Genomic DNA, 12966 nt, shown 5'->3' with positions numbered 1-12966 from the left:
CGCAGGCGCGTTCGACAGACATGCCTTCCTCGTCCGCCCTGGCGCTCGAAGTCCCGGAGACGGCGCGCCGTCTCCGCCCCACCCGTCTGTGGCAGCCGCGCCGGATCCTGGTCACGCCCGCCGCCCTGGAGCATGCGCACGGACGCGCCATGGTGGCTCGGGCCGAGGCGCAGGGCCTGCCGGTGGAGCGGCTCGCGTCCAACCGGATCCCGAGCCCGCGCGAGCCGGATCCGCGCCGCGCCTACGTGGCCGCCAAGGCGACCCTCGCCATCACGGCGGCGCCGCCAACAAAGCTGCGGCTCCAGCCGATCCCGCCCTCGGCCGATTGGCGCTTCGACCTCGCCGAGGGCTGTCCGGCCCATTGCCAGTACTGCTACCTCGCGGGCTCGCTCCAGGGGCCGCCCGTGACCCGCGCCTACGCCAATCTCCAGGCCATCCTGGGTAACCTCGCCGCTTATGCGGGCCAAGGCGCCGTCACGTCGAACTCCGCGGAGCGGGCCCACGAGGGGACCACCTTCGAGGCGTCCTGCTACACCGATCCCCTCGGGATCGAGCACCTCACCGGCTCGCTCTCGGCGGCGATCCGCCACTTCGGGGCCTGGGACGCGCCGGTGCAACTGCGCTTCACCACCAAGTTCGCCGCGATAGGCCCGCTCCTCGACCTGCCACACAACCGGCGCACCCGCATCCGCTTCTCGGTCAACGCCCGGACTGCGGCCCGTTACGAGGGCGGCACCGATTCACTCGACGCGCGGCTCTCCGCGATGGGACAGGCGGCGCGGGCCGGCTACCCCGTCGGCCTGACCATCGCGCCGATCCTGCCCGTGGCTGGCTGGGAGAAGGCCTATGCCGATCTGGTCCGCGAGGCTGCGGCGGCGGTGGCGGACGTGCCCGGCCTCGACCTGACCGCCGAACTGATCACCCATCGGTTCACCCCCGTCTCCAAGGCGGTGCTGCGCGGCTGGTATCCGGGCTCGGACCTGCCCTTCGACGAGGCGGAGCGCGTCGAGAAGCGCACCAAGTTCGGCTCGGTGAAGCACGTCTTCCCGAAGCCGCTGATGCAGGCGATGCGCGCGCATCTGACGGCCTGCCTTGCCCGCGACCTGCCGGCGGCACGGGTGCTGTACTGGACCTGAGCGGGTCCGGGCGCCATGTCGCCGGCCATGATGGACGCCGCCCCCCTGATCCTGACGCTCGCCTTCGATGCGCCGACCTTCGCGCGGTTCGACGGCGAGCGCCGCCGCCACTTCCCCGAAGCCCTGAACCGCATCCCGGCCCACGCGACGCTGTTCCACCACCTGCCGGGCGACCGGGAGCGGGGCGTGATCGAGGCGATCACCGCGCTCGCCCGCACCGTCCCACCCCCTGAGGTCGCCGTGACGGGTCTGCGCTTCACCGGGCGCGGCGTCGCCTACGTGCTCGAATCCGAGGGGCTCGCCGGCTTCCGGGCCCGGCTCGCCAAGGGCTTCGAACCCCACCTCACGGCGCAGGACCGCCAGGGCTGGCGCCCGCACGTGACGGTGCAGAACAAGGTCGCGCCGGAGACGGCCCGTGCTCTCCACGCCGACCTGTCGGCGGGTTTCGTGCCCTTCCGTTTCACGGCACCGGCGACCTTGCTGTGGCGTTACCTCGGGGGGCCTTGGGAACCCTTGGCGCGCCTGCCGTTCGGGGAGAATGCCTGATGCGAGTAGCGTCCCGATCGGAACTGGCGTCATGAGGGCGCCTAGCAGCTTGCGGCACAACCGGTTGACCGAGCCCGCGATGGCGGTCTGGCTTCGGCTCCGCCTCAACGAGGTCGGCCCCCTCGTGGCCCTGCTCGGTCTTAGCATCCTCGGCTACGGCTTCTTCTACCTCGCCCACGAGGTCGGCGAAGGATCCACGGCCGCACTCGACCGCAAGATCCTGCTGGCCCTCCGCAACCCGGCCGATCTCGCCGATCCGATCGGGCCGCCCTGGCTCGAGGAGACGATGCGCGACATCACCGGGCTCGGCAGCGTGTTCACGGTGCTGTTCATGACCTGTGCGGTGGCCGCCTACCTGGCGGTCTCCGGGCGGCGGCGGATCGGCTTCTACGTGCTGGCCGCGGTGGGCAGCGGCGAGCTGGTCTCGACAGTCCTGAAGGTCTTCTATCAGCGACCGCGTCCGGACCTCGTCCCGCACGGCATGGAGGTGTTCACGGCGAGCTTCCCCAGCGGCCACGCCACCATGGCGGCCATCGCCTATCTGACGCTGGCGACCCTGATCGCCCGAGTGGAGCGCAATCTGCGCGCGAAGGCGCTGGTCCTCGTCCTCGGCGTGACGGTGACGCTGCTCGTGGGCATCAGCCGGATCTATCTCGGCGTGCACTGGCCGAGCGACGTGCTGGCCGGCTGGTGCATCGGCGCGGCCTGGGCTTCCCTATGCTGGTTCGTCGCCCTGCAACTCCAGCGCCGCGGCGAGGTTGAGGCGCCGGACCCGCCGCCACCCGCCTGATGGCACCGCGGCGGTGTCGCCGCGCTCGGCGAGGACAGCGGCGCGTCCGCGCGCCGCGCCGAGGGCTGGAAACGGTAGCGCGGCCAGCGGCGTTCACCGTGGCGCGGTCGTCGGTGATTCTCGGGAGACTCCCCAAGCACTTTCCGGCCCGCAGCTGCGGCGTCTCGGCGCCGCTTCCCCCGATCCGGCAACACGGCGAGGCCCATGGCGGACGACACGCGGCTCTCTCGACGCAACCTCCTCGCGGCTGGCGGTGCCCTCGCGGGCGCCGCTGTGGGAGGGGGCGCACAGGCGGCGCCGCCGGCGCCGTCAGTCCCGGCCGATACCGGCGCGGTCCAGGGCGGCCGGGTCATGTTCCCGAACTGGCGCGGCCAGGGCGACCGCCCCCGGCGCCGACGCCCGCGCCGCAGCCGCCGAGCCAGCGCGTCGGCTACTGCGTCGTCGGTCTCGGGCGCCTGAGCCTCGACGAGATCCTGCCGGCCTTCGGTGCGACCAAGCGGTCACGGCTCGCCGCGGTGATGTCGGGCTCCCCCGACAAGGCCAAGCTGGTGGCGCGTCAGTACGGGCTGCCTGAGAGCGCGGTCTACGGCTACGACGAGTGGGACCGCCTGAAGGCCGATCCGGACGTCCAGGCCGTCTACGTGGTCACGCCGAACGGCGTGCACCGGGATAACGTCGTGGCGGCGGCTGGCGCGGGCAAGCAGGTGCTCTGCGAGAAGCCGATGGCGGTCTCGTCGCAGGAGTGTCGCGACATGATCGCGACCTGCGCGAAGGCGAACGTCAAGCTGATGATCGCCTATCGCTGCCAGTACGAGCCGCACAACCGCGCCGTGATCAAGATCGCCCGCACCGGCGAGTTCGGCCGGCCGCGGATGATCCAGGCCTTCAACGGCCAGACAACCGGGCTGCCGGAGCAGTGGCGGCTCCGGAGGCCCCTGGCGGGCGGCGGCTCGCTTCCGGATATCGGGCTCTACTGCCTCAACACGAGCCGGGCCGTGCTGGGGGAGGAGCCGGACCTGATCCAGGCGCAGATCCACTCGCCGGACGATCCGAAATACCGCGAGGTCGAGGAGACGGTGAGCTTCACGATGCGGTTTCCGTCCGGCGTGATCGCGCAGTGCCTGACGAGCTACGGCGTCTACGAGGCGCGCTCGCTGACGCTCCACACCAGCAATGCCTCCGTCGATCTTCAGAACGCCTTCGCGTACGAGGGGCAACGCCTGTATATCGGCCACAGGGACGGCAAGAGCGCCGCGCGGGACGAGAAGGTCCTGAGCGCCAAGAACCAGTTCGCCCTGGAGATGGACCACTTCTCCCGCTGCATCCAAGAAAACCTGCGGCCGCGCACGCCCGGCGAGGAGGGCCTGCAGGATCAGGTGCTCATGGAGGCGATCTACGAGGCCGCCCGCACCGGCGCGCCGGTGAAGGTCGGGCCGCCCGAGGGTGCGGGCACCGGCCTCGACGTCACGCGGGGGCCGGAGCCGGAGGAGCCGAGCTGAGGCGCCTCAGAACGGCAGCAGGATATCCACGATCTGCTGGCCGTAGCGCGGCTGCTGCACGTCGGTGATCTGGCCGCGGCCGCCATAGGCGATGCGGGCCTGGGCGATCTTCGTCGAGTCGATCGTGTTGTCCGACTCGATGTCCTCCGGCCGGACCACGCCGGCCACGATCATCTCGCGCACCTCGAAATTGACGCGGATCTCCTGCTTGCCCTCAACCACGAGGTTGCCGTTGGGCAGGACCTGGGTCACCACCGCGGCGACGTTGGTCGTCACGGATTCCGCGCGCTGGACCGATCCCGCGCCGTCGTTGGCGGTCGCGGAGGTGGCCGACAGCAGCGCCGTGCCGCCGACACCGAGGGACTTGCCGACGGCGTTGTTCTCAAGGCCGAGGGCGTTCGGCAGGCCGAAGCTCTCGGTGTTGGCCCGCGAGCGTTTGGTCTCGTTGCTGATGTTCGCCTGATCGGTGACGTTGACCTTGACGGTCAGGATGTCGCCGAGCCGTGCGGCCCGCTGGTCCTTGAAGAAGGCCCGCGAGCCGGTGCGCCAGAGCGAGTTCGGCGCGTACGAGACCGGCTGCACGTCGGGCATCGGCATCCGCACCGGCTTGTAGCCCGGCTGGCTGGTGGGATCCTCGATCGCCGACAGGGCCGGGGTCGCGCCGACCTGCGAGAGCCGGTCAGCGGTGTTGCACGCACCGAGCGCGCCCGCGATCAGCGCGGCGGCGAGCGGGTTCAGGACGAGGCGGCTGGCCATCGGGCAATCACTCTTCGACGCGTACGGAACGGATGCTCAGCGCAGGGAGGCGGTCGCCTGGACCGGCGCGGCGGCGGCCTGCTGGGCCGCGGGGTTCGGGCTCACCGAGACCCGGCCGGGCCCGACCACGGTGGCCTGGAGCACCTTCTTGGAGGCGACGTTGACGACGTTGACGACGGCGCCCATCCGGCCGCCCTCATTGGCCAAGCCGCGCATCGACAGGCTGACGCTCGCGGTCTCGTACACGATGGTCACGCTCTCGCCCCGGGCAACGAGTTCGGGCGGAGCGGTGTCGGAGACTCGGAGCGCCGTGCCGGCCGGGAGCGGGTGCTGGGCGACTTCGCCCAGGATCGCGGTGCCGCTGGCCTGCGCGTCGGCCGCCACCGCCTCGCGCGGACGGCGTTCCATGATCACGTCGCCCTCCTTGACGGCTTCCCCGCGGTTGAGGCCGCGGGTCAGCACCGCGACTTCGCGAAGCTCGATGACCACGCCGGAGACCCGCAGCGAGGCCTGCCGCTCGCCCAGGCTGACGAGCCCCGCCACCCGGCGGGACCGCGGATCGTAGGTCAGGTCGAGGGCGGCCGGCTGGCCTTCGAGATCCGCCGGGGCGAGGAGGACCGGGCTGTCGCCGTCGAACCGGACGGCCACGCCGCGCGGGTCGAGGCCGAAGCCCGCCTGCAGGCCCTGCTTGAGCGCGGCCTCGAGCTCCGGCGGTCCCAGGCGCCGTGCGGCGCGCTGAACGGCGATCTGCAGCCGGCCGCCGGTTTCGAGGCCGGCGAGGCCCAGCGCCGAGGCCGCGTCGACGATGCGGCGGGTCTGGATCGTGCCGGTGGCCCCCAGGGCCGGGGCGCGGAACAGCGGGCGCGTGGCGATCGCTGCCGGCGCGCCCTCGACGAGGTCGGCGAGCGTCAGTACGTCGCCCCGGGCAGTGATATCGCCGCGCAGCCGCAGGCCGTCCGCCCGCGCCATGGCGGGGATGGCCAGGGCGCCGATCGCCGCGAATGTCAGGAAAGCCAGCACGGCGCGCAGCAGCACGGCCGCGCCGAGAGGCGCCGCCCGCGGGCGGGCGCGGCGGACGATCGGGCTGAGGTCGCTCTCGTCCGCCGTCGTGCTGACGAGCGAGAGGGCGACGGGCTCGAAGGCGGGATCTTGGGGCATGCCGGCATACATCGTCGGGGACCTGGGCGCGCGCGTCAGCTGCGGAACATCTGGGTGGTGGTGGAGAGCATCTGGTCGGCGGCGGTCACGACCTTCGAGTTCATCTCGTAGGCGCGCTGCGCGGCGATCAGGGACGAGATCTCCGTGACGGCGTTCACGTTCGCCTCCTCCAGGTAGCTCTGCTGGAGGTTGCCGAAGCCCTCGGCGCCCGGCAGGCCGCTGATCGCCGGCCCGGAAGCCGCGGTCTCGATGAACAGGTTGTCGCCGATCGATTCGAGGCCGACCTTGTTGACGAAGCGCGAGAGCTGGAACTGGCCCAGCGCCTGCGGCGCCGTCTGCCCGGGCAGCGTCGCCTGCACGGCGCCGGTGGCGCTGATCGTCACCGCGGTCGCGGTCTGCGGCACGGTGATCGCCGGGTCGAGCAGGTAGCCGTCCCGGGTGACGAGCTGGCCCGAGGCCGACAGGTCGAAGGAACCGTCCCGGGTGTAGGCGGTGCGGCCGTCCGGCATCGTCACCCGGAATAAGCCCTCGCCGCGGATCGCGACGTCGTAATCCTTCTCGGTCGACGAGAGCGTGCCCTGCGACATCACCCGGGCCGTCGAGGTCGTCTTCACGCCCGAGCCGAGGGCGAGGCCGGCCGGCAGCTGGGTGTTCTGCTCGGAGGTCGATGAGCCGGCCCGGCGCAGGTTCTGGTAGAGCAGATCCTGGAAGTGCACCTGCTGGCGCTTGTAGCCGGTGGTGCGCAGGTTCGCGATGTTGTTGGAGATGACCTGGACGTTGAGTTCCTGGGCCGCCATGCCGGTGGCGGCGGAGTAGAGGGCGCGCATCGCTCGAGGCTCCCTTACGCGACGTCGGCGAGGCGGCGGATCGCCGTGCCTCGCAGGTCGTCGAGGCGGGAGATCATGCTCGACACCATGGCGTAGGAGCGGTTCACGTCCATCAGCCGGGTCATCTCGATGACCGGCCGGACGTTCGAGCGCTCCAGCGCGGCGGGTTCCAGACGGCCCTCGAGGCCGGCCGGCCGCGCCGGGTCGGGGGAAGCGTAGAGGTTCGCCCCCTCGTTGGTCAGCCGCTGCGGGTTGGCGAAGGTGACGAGCTTGATCTTGCCGCGGATGCCGAGATTGGTCGACACCGTGCCGTCAGGGCCGATCGAGAGGCCGGTCTCCTGCGGGTTGATGGTGATCGGGCCGCCGTCGCCCGCGACCTTGTAGCCGTCGCTGGTCACCAGCGCGCCCTGCGGGTCGATCTCGAACGCGCCGTTGCGGGTGTAGCGCTCGCCCTGCGGCGACTGCACGGCGATGAAGGCCGAGCCTTTGATCGCGACGTTGAGGGGGTTGCCAGTCTGCTCGACCGGGCCCTGCCCGAGATCGAGCGTCGTGCCCTGATCGATCACGTAGGAGAGGCGCCGGTCCGGCCGGGCGAAGGAATCCGCGCTCGCCACCGGCATCAGGTATTCCTGGAAGCGGCTGTTGCGGGCCTTGAAGCCGGTGGTCGACACGTTCGCCATGTTGTTGGCGATCACGTCCAGCTCGCGCTGGAGCGCCACTTGGCTCGACACGCCGACGAAGAGGGCATTCTGCATCGTGGACTCGGGGACTCGTGCGCCGCGGAGGCGGCAACGATCCATTCAGCATACGTCGTGCCACGGATTTCCCACCGAATTTGCCCTCTGAATTGAAGGGCTTGGGTCGGATTCCGGTCACCATGCGCGAAGGACTGGCGCGCCCCGCGGCAAACCTGGCCCGGCAGGAATTGCCCGCTTAACGGCACGTTAACCCTGATGCTCCGATATCCGGGTGTACCGGGCCCGCGGCTTCCCGCGAGAGAGCATTATTTCATGGCCAAGAAGCCCAAAAAGGCCCCCGCCGAGGGTGGCGAGGCCGGAGCCGAGGCAGCCCCGAAGGGCAAGAAGAAGCTCATGATCATGGTGGCCGCCGCGGTCCTCGTGGTGGGCGGCGGCGCGGGCGCCTACCTGATGATGGGACATGGCGGTGGCCACGGCGACAGCGCTGAAGCCGCGTCGGGCGGCGGCCATGGCGGTGGCCACGGGGGCGGCGACGGCAAGGGCGTCGGACCGGACGGCAAGAAGCAGGTGGTCTTTGTAGAGGTGCGGGAGATGCTCCTGAACCTCAGCCCGGAGATGCCCCAGGACAAGTCCCGGTTTGCGAAGGTGCGGCTCGCCCTCGAATTGAAGGACAGCAAGGTCGAGGAAGAGGTGAAGCCTCTGATGCCGCGCGTCGAGGACGCGTTGCAGATCTACATGCGCGAGCTGCGCGCCAGCGACCTCACCAGTTCGGTGGGCCTGTTCCGGCTGCGCGAGGAGCTGCTCCGGCGCATCAACATCGCCCTCTTCCCCGCGAAGGTGGAGGCCGTGCTGTTCAAGGACGTGATCGTCCAATGATCCGGCCGCTCACCCGTCCCGCCGCCAGGGTCTGATCGAGCGCGCCTGATGGAACCCGAGGACGAACTCCCCGAGGACGACTGGTCGGCGGCCCTCCTGGAGCAGGGCGCCGAGAGCGGCGACACGTCGCTCGCCGAGGAATGGGGTGCCGCCCTCGCCGAGCAGGGCACGACGCGCAACGCGGGCGACGTCGCCGCCGAATGGGCGACGATGATCGAGGATGGGGAGAGCGACAACCTCCCCGAACTCGCCGGCAACGACCGGGTGCTGAACCAGGACGAGATCGACGGCGTCCTCGGCTTCTCCATGCGCGAGCTCTCGGCCTCCGGGGCCGGGGGCGTGCAGGCCATCGTCGATTCGGGCGTCGTCCAGTACGAACGCCTGCCGATGCTGGAGATCGTCTTCGACCGGATGATCCGGTTGCTGTCGACCTCCCTGCGCAACCTGTTCCAGGACAACGTCGAGGTGACCCTCGACAACATCACGTCGGTGCGGTTCGGCGACTACCTCAACGCAATCCCGCTGCCGACCCTGCTCGGCGTGTTCCGGGCCGAGCAGTGGGAGAATTCCGGCCTCGTCACGGTCGACTCGAACCTCGCCTACGCGACCTTCGACCTGCTGCTCGGCGGCAAGCGCGGCGGCTCGTCGAGCCGCCTCGACGGGCGGCCGTTCACCGCCATCGAGATGACGCTGGTGCGCCGCCTCGTGGAGATCGTGCTGGGCGACTTGGAGATGTCGTTCCAGCCGCTCTCGCCGGTGACCTTCGGCATCGACCGGATCGAGACCAACCCGCGCTTCGCCACCATCACACGGCCCGGTAACGCCGCGATCCTGATCAGCCTGCGCCTCGACGTCGACGGGCGCGGCGGCATGCTGCAGATCCTGTTCCCCTACGCGACGATCGAGCCGATCCGGGAGCTGCTCACCCAGAGCTTCATGGGCGAGAAGCTCGGCCGCGACCAAGTCTGGGAGGGACACCTCGCCACCGAGATCTGGCAGGCCGACGTGACCATGGAGGCGGTGCTGCACGAGATGATGCTGCCTCTGAAGCAGGTCATGAGCCTCAAGGTTGGCGAGACGCTGATGTTCGACGCCAAACCGTCGGACCTGATCACCGTCCGATGCGGCGACTGGGCGCTGACGCAGGGCCGGATCGGCCGGGTCGACGGCCACATCGCCGTGCAGGTCACGCGCCCGCTGCGACGCTCGCGCACGACGATCCAGGCCTACGAGGCCTCGATGAACAACCGCTCGGACAGCTGAGCCCTGATGAGGGTCCCGACATGAGTCTCTTCGTCACCCTCGCCGCCGACATCCTGGTCGCCGTCCTGCTCGCGGCGACGATCGTGACCTCGCTGCGGCTGTCGCGACGGATCAGCCAGCTCAAGGGCGACGAGACGGCTCTGCGCCAGACCATCGGCGATCTGATGGTGGCCACCGGCACCGCCGAACGCGCCATCGCGGGCCTGCGCGCGGCGGTCGACGACTCCGATCGCATCCTCAATACCCGCCTGGAGACCGCCACGGCCCGCGCCGCCGAGCTGTCCCAGCAGGTCGAGGCCGGCGAGCACGTGGTGGCGCGCATCGGCGCCATCGTGGCGCAGATGCGGACCGTTCCGGCCCGGCCGGAGCCGCCACCCGCTCCGCCCGCGCCCGCCCCGGTCCCGGCCGCGCCCCGGCCAGAGCCCAGCAGCCCGAACGGCGAGCGCCTCGGCGCGGCCGCCGCCGCCGCCCTCGCCATGAGCGAGCGCGCCCTCGCCCGTGTCCGGGCCCGCGCCGCGTGACCGGGGTCAAGGCCCCGAAGCTTCCACCACCGAAGCCTGAACCCGCCCCGAAGCCGGTTCGCACCGACACGGCGCTGCGGCGCTCGCGCCTGAAGCCCGTGCGGCCGATGCGGCTGCGCCTCGTCGATGCCGTGGCCCTGGCGGCGGGCGGCCTCCTCGTGCTGAAGCTCCTGACCCTCCTGCAGGCCGGCTTGCCGGAGACCGGCGCGCTGCCGGAATACGGCCGGGCGGTGGCGCGGGCGCGCACAGGCTACGAGCCCCCCGATCCGGCCACGACGGGATCGGTGGGGGCCAAGGAGGACCCAGCCGCGGCCGAGAAGGCCGTCGAGCCGCCCGCGCCGTCCGCCGCGCAGCCGGCGGCCGCGCAGCCGGCGACCCCGCCCTCCGTCCCGCCCACTGAGCGCGCCTTGCTGGAGAAGCTCGGCGCCCGGCGCGACGCCCTGCGCCAGAAGGGCGACGAGCTGGACCTGCGTGAGAAGATGCTCGGCGAGGCCGAGCGCAAGCTGGAGACCGGTCTCGGCGACCTGAAGAAGGCGGAGGACAAGGTCGATTCCGTCACCAAGGCGAAGGAGGAAGCCGAGAAGCAGGGTCTCAAGAACATCGTCACGATGTACGAGTCGATGAAGCCCAAGGACGCAGCCCGGGTGTTCGACCGCCTCGGCCACGACGTGCTGGTGCCGATCGTGCTGGCCATGAACCCGCGCAAGATGGCCGAGGTGCTGGCGGTGATGCAGCCCGATACGGCCGAGCGCCTGACCGTGGCGCTGGCCAACCGCGCCCGGGGCGGCGGCGTGCAGGCCCAGGCCGGTCCAGGGCTGCCGGCGAACGAACTTCCCGCGATCGATCCGGGGCCGCCGGCGCGATAGGCCGGCGCGCGTCCGGCGACATCCTGGGGACCAATGGCCGATGGTGCCGCCCCGGCGCCGCGGTGTAGGGTCCCTCGCCAACGACAATCGCCCCGTTCAGCGGGTGATGCTCTGGGAGAAACGGGATGTCCGAACCAGCAACCCTGCGCGGCCTGTCAGGCCTCAGCCCGGAGCCGGCCGCGCTCAAGGGCTCGGCCCTCGTGATGATCGACCTCCAGCAGACTTACCGCGAAGGTGTGATGCGGCTCGACGGCGTCGAGCCGGCGTTGCGCGAGGCGGAGGCGCTGCTGGCGCGCGCGCGCGCGGCCGGCATCCCGGTCTTCCACGTCCGCCACGATGCCGGTCCAGGCACGCCCTACGACGTGACGGCGCCGATCGGCCAGATCAGTCCAGAGGTGGCACCGCAGGGCGAGGAGCCCGTGATCACCAAGGCCTATCCGAGTTCGTTCGTCGGCACCGATCTCCAGGCGCGCCTGGAGGAGGCGGGCGTGAAGGATCTCATCCTGGCGGGCTTCATGACACATATGTGCGTCAACTCCACGGCCCGCAGCGCCTTCAACCTCGGCTTTCGTCCGACCGTCGTGGCCGCCGCAACGGCGACCCGCGACCTGCCCGCGACGGACGGCAGCGTGGTCCCCGCGCCCCAGCTTCAGGCCGCGAGCCTCGCCGCGCTCGGCGACCTCTTCGCCGTCGTGGCGCGTCGACAGGCCGACATTCCCGATTAGGGCGCTGCCGGGACGGCTCAGGCCGACCTCTGACCCAATGCGGCGACTACTTCCACGAGGCTCGGCCGCCGGTCCGGGTCCGGCTGCGTGCAGGCCTCCACCAGAGCCTGCAGCCCGGGCGGGGGCGCCTCGCAACGCTCGAGCACCTCGCCGATCAGGATGCCGACCGCCCGCACCTCGATCCGCGCCAGCGCGGCGCCCGCGTCTCCGCCCGGCAGCGCCGAGGCGGCGCCGAAATCGCTGAGCACGGCCGCGCCGGTGCCGGCATCCCACAGGGTGTTGTGGGCGTAGACGTCGCCGTGAAGCAGGCCGCGTCCGTGCAGGTGGGCCACGGCGCCCGCCACCGCGCGGGTGATCCGCAGGGCCGCCTCCGGGCCGACGCGCAGATCCGCATCGTAGATGTCGCGGCTGCAACTCGCGAGGCTCGGCGGTCCGGCGAGCACCCGCCAGTGGGTTGGGAGAAGCCGGAGCAGCAGCCCCTGCGCGCCGTCGGGATGGCCGTCGAGGCGGCCCAGCGCTCCGGTCAGCGCCGGATGCGTGCCGGCGGCGAGGCAGGCCTCCATCTCGCGCTCGGGCAGGCCGTCGCTGGTCATGGCGCCCTTGAACAGCTTGAGCGCGACCGCCTCCCCGCGCCACCCGGCGCGGTGTACCCGTCCCGAGGCGCCCTCCCCGAGAAGGTCACCGACCTCCAGATCCGCCCACGGCACCCGGGGCGCCGGGGCGGGCTCCGTCGCCGGCTCGGCGGGATTACCCGCGTAGGCGATCCAGGCGAGCCGTGGCAGGCGGGTCAGCCAGGATGGCAACGTCTCGATGCGGTTGCAGGCGAGCCGGATCAGCTCCAGGTTCGATGCGCCCGCGAGCGTCTCCGGCAGCGCGCCGATGCGGTTGCCGGCCAGCATCAGCTTCTGAAGGCGTGGGCGCTCGCCGAGAGTTCCGGGCAGATGCTCGATCCGGTTGTCGGTGAGCGTGAGCCAGCGCAGGTCGCGCGGCAGGGCCTCGGCCGGAACCGCGCTGATGCCGCAGCCACGGAAGCCGAGCTGGCTCAGCGTCGGACAATCGCCCAGCACTGGCGGCAGGCGCGCAAACGGGTTGCCGGAGCCGAACAGAACCCGGAGGCGGCGCAGCCGCCCGAGATCCGCAGGAAGGTCGGTCAGGCTGCCACGGCCGAGATCCAGCACCTCCAGCGTGTCGGCCAGGGCGAAGACCTCGCGCGGGACCTCGGTAAGCCCGTCCGGCAGGCGCAGCTCCCGCGCGCCGCCGAGATCGCCGCGCCGCAGGGCCGCGAGAGTATCCGACCGGTCCAAG

13 protein-coding genes and 1 pseudogene are annotated in these 12966 nt (G+C 71.3%); 9 read left to right on the top strand and 5 right to left on the bottom strand.

Annotated elements, in window-relative coordinates; all coding sequences use genetic code 11:
- Positions 1 to 20 precede the first annotated feature (20 nt).
- The 4 genes and pseudogenes from MMSR116_RS21665 to MMSR116_RS21650 all read left to right on the top strand — a co-directional run bounded on the left by MMSR116_RS21665 (position 21) and on the right by MMSR116_RS21650 (position 3971).
- Positions 21 to 1136: an SPL family radical SAM protein gene (locus tag MMSR116_RS21665; RefSeq protein ID WP_010687229.1), complete on the top strand. Its 1116-nt coding sequence runs from the start codon at positions 21 to 23 to the stop codon at positions 1134 to 1136.
- Positions 1137 to 1163: 27 nt separating this feature from the next.
- Positions 1164 to 1682 (top strand): 2'-5' RNA ligase family protein, encoded by a 519-nt coding sequence (locus MMSR116_RS21660; RefSeq protein WP_039894850.1) that lies wholly within the window; start codon positions 1164 to 1166, stop codon positions 1680 to 1682.
- Between the two features lie 31 nt (positions 1683 to 1713).
- On the top strand, positions 1714 to 2472 hold the full coding sequence (locus MMSR116_RS21655; RefSeq protein ID WP_039894839.1) for a phosphatase PAP2 family protein: 759 nt from the start codon (positions 1714 to 1716) through the stop codon (positions 2470 to 2472).
- Positions 2473 to 2676: 204 nt separating this feature from the next.
- Positions 2677 to 3971: pseudogene (locus MMSR116_RS21650) on the top strand (Gfo/Idh/MocA family protein).
- 6 nt (positions 3972 to 3977) lie between these two features.
- On the opposite strand, the gene flgH reads toward MMSR116_RS21650, so the two are convergent.
- The 4 genes from flgH to flgF are packed head-to-tail and all read right to left on the bottom strand — an operon-like array spanning position 3978 to position 7467.
- Positions 3978 to 4727 carry a flagellar basal body L-ring protein FlgH gene (flgH, locus tag MMSR116_RS21645; protein WP_010687233.1) on the bottom strand — a complete coding sequence of 250 codons (750 nt, stop codon included), beginning with the start codon at positions 4725 to 4727 and terminating at the stop codon, positions 3978 to 3980.
- Positions 4728 to 4763: 36 nt separating this feature from the next.
- Complete coding sequence (gene flgA / locus MMSR116_RS21640) at positions 4764 to 5897, bottom strand: flagellar basal body P-ring formation chaperone FlgA (RefSeq protein ID WP_010687234.1); 1134 nt, start codon at positions 5895 to 5897, stop codon at positions 4764 to 4766.
- A gap of 23 nt (positions 5898 to 5920) precedes the next feature.
- A complete protein-coding gene (gene flgG / locus MMSR116_RS21635) occupies positions 5921 to 6712 on the bottom strand; it encodes a flagellar basal-body rod protein FlgG (protein ID WP_010687235.1) in 792 nt (263 codons plus the stop codon).
- 14 nt (positions 6713 to 6726) lie between these two features.
- Positions 6727 to 7467 (bottom strand): flagellar basal-body rod protein FlgF, encoded by a 741-nt coding sequence (gene flgF / locus MMSR116_RS21630; RefSeq protein ID WP_010687236.1) that lies wholly within the window; start codon positions 7465 to 7467, stop codon positions 6727 to 6729.
- A 255-nt stretch (positions 7468 to 7722) separates the two neighbouring features.
- On the opposite strand from flgF, the gene fliL reads away from it, so the two are divergent.
- The 5 genes from fliL (at position 7723) to MMSR116_RS21605 (ending at position 11661) form a co-directional block, all read left to right on the top strand.
- Entirely contained in the window at positions 7723 to 8286 is a 564-nt protein-coding gene (fliL, locus tag MMSR116_RS21625; protein WP_010687237.1) for a flagellar basal body-associated protein FliL, read from the top strand.
- 45 nt (positions 8287 to 8331) lie between these two features.
- Positions 8332 to 9549 (top strand): flagellar motor switch protein FliM, encoded by a 1218-nt coding sequence (gene fliM / locus MMSR116_RS21620; RefSeq protein ID WP_085988068.1) that lies wholly within the window; start codon positions 8332 to 8334, stop codon positions 9547 to 9549.
- Between the two features lie 20 nt (positions 9550 to 9569).
- Positions 9570 to 10070 (top strand): DUF6468 domain-containing protein, encoded by a 501-nt coding sequence (locus MMSR116_RS21615; protein WP_010687239.1) that lies wholly within the window; start codon positions 9570 to 9572, stop codon positions 10068 to 10070.
- Complete coding sequence (locus MMSR116_RS21610) at positions 10067 to 10936, top strand: MotE family protein (protein WP_191991832.1); 870 nt, start codon at positions 10067 to 10069, stop codon at positions 10934 to 10936. Before MMSR116_RS21615 ends, MMSR116_RS21610 begins: the two co-directional genes overlap by 4 nt.
- A gap of 125 nt (positions 10937 to 11061) precedes the next feature.
- Entirely contained in the window at positions 11062 to 11661 is a 600-nt protein-coding gene (locus tag MMSR116_RS21605) for a cysteine hydrolase family protein (protein WP_010687241.1), read from the top strand.
- A gap of 17 nt (positions 11662 to 11678) precedes the next feature.
- Here MMSR116_RS21605 and MMSR116_RS21600 read toward each other — a convergent pair whose 3' ends face one another.
- On the bottom strand, positions 11679 to 12965 hold the full coding sequence (locus tag MMSR116_RS21600; RefSeq protein ID WP_010687242.1) for a leucine-rich repeat-containing protein kinase family protein: 1287 nt from the start codon (positions 12963 to 12965) through the stop codon (positions 11679 to 11681).
- Between the last annotated feature and the right edge of the window lies 1 nt (position 12966).

It is taken from the genome of Methylobacterium mesophilicum SR1.6/6, from assembly GCF_000364445.2.
Taxonomy (GTDB): Bacteria; Pseudomonadota; Alphaproteobacteria; order Rhizobiales; family Beijerinckiaceae; genus Methylobacterium; species Methylobacterium mesophilicum_A.
This window is presented reverse-complemented; position numbering and strand designations above follow the sequence as displayed.

Bases quoted from the DNA above. Each gene is read 5' to 3' on its own strand.
- MMSR116_RS21665 (WP_010687229.1), top strand. From the start codon at position 21: ATGCCTTCCTCGTCCGCCCTGGCGCTCGAAGTCCCGGAGACGGCGCGC.
- MMSR116_RS21660 (WP_039894850.1), top strand. From the start codon at position 1,164: ATGATGGACGCCGCCCCCCTGATCCTGACGCTCGCCTTCGATGCGCCG.
- MMSR116_RS21655 (WP_039894839.1), top strand. From the start codon at position 1,714: ATGAGGGCGCCTAGCAGCTTGCGGCACAACCGGTTGACCGAGCCCGCG.
- flgH (WP_010687233.1), bottom strand. From the start codon at position 4,727: ATGGCCAGCCGCCTCGTCCTGAACCCGCTCGCCGCCGCGCTGATCGCG.
- flgA (WP_010687234.1), bottom strand. From the start codon at position 5,897: ATGTATGCCGGCATGCCCCAAGATCCCGCCTTCGAGCCCGTCGCCCTC.
- flgG (WP_010687235.1), bottom strand. From the start codon at position 6,712: ATGCGCGCCCTCTACTCCGCCGCCACCGGCATGGCGGCCCAGGAACTC.
- flgF (WP_010687236.1), bottom strand. From the start codon at position 7,467: ATGCAGAATGCCCTCTTCGTCGGCGTGTCGAGCCAAGTGGCGCTCCAG.
- fliL (WP_010687237.1), top strand. From the start codon at position 7,723: ATGGCCAAGAAGCCCAAAAAGGCCCCCGCCGAGGGTGGCGAGGCCGGA.
- MMSR116_RS21615 (WP_010687239.1), top strand. From the start codon at position 9,570: ATGAGTCTCTTCGTCACCCTCGCCGCCGACATCCTGGTCGCCGTCCTG.
- MMSR116_RS21605 (WP_010687241.1), top strand. From the start codon at position 11,062: ATGTCCGAACCAGCAACCCTGCGCGGCCTGTCAGGCCTCAGCCCGGAG.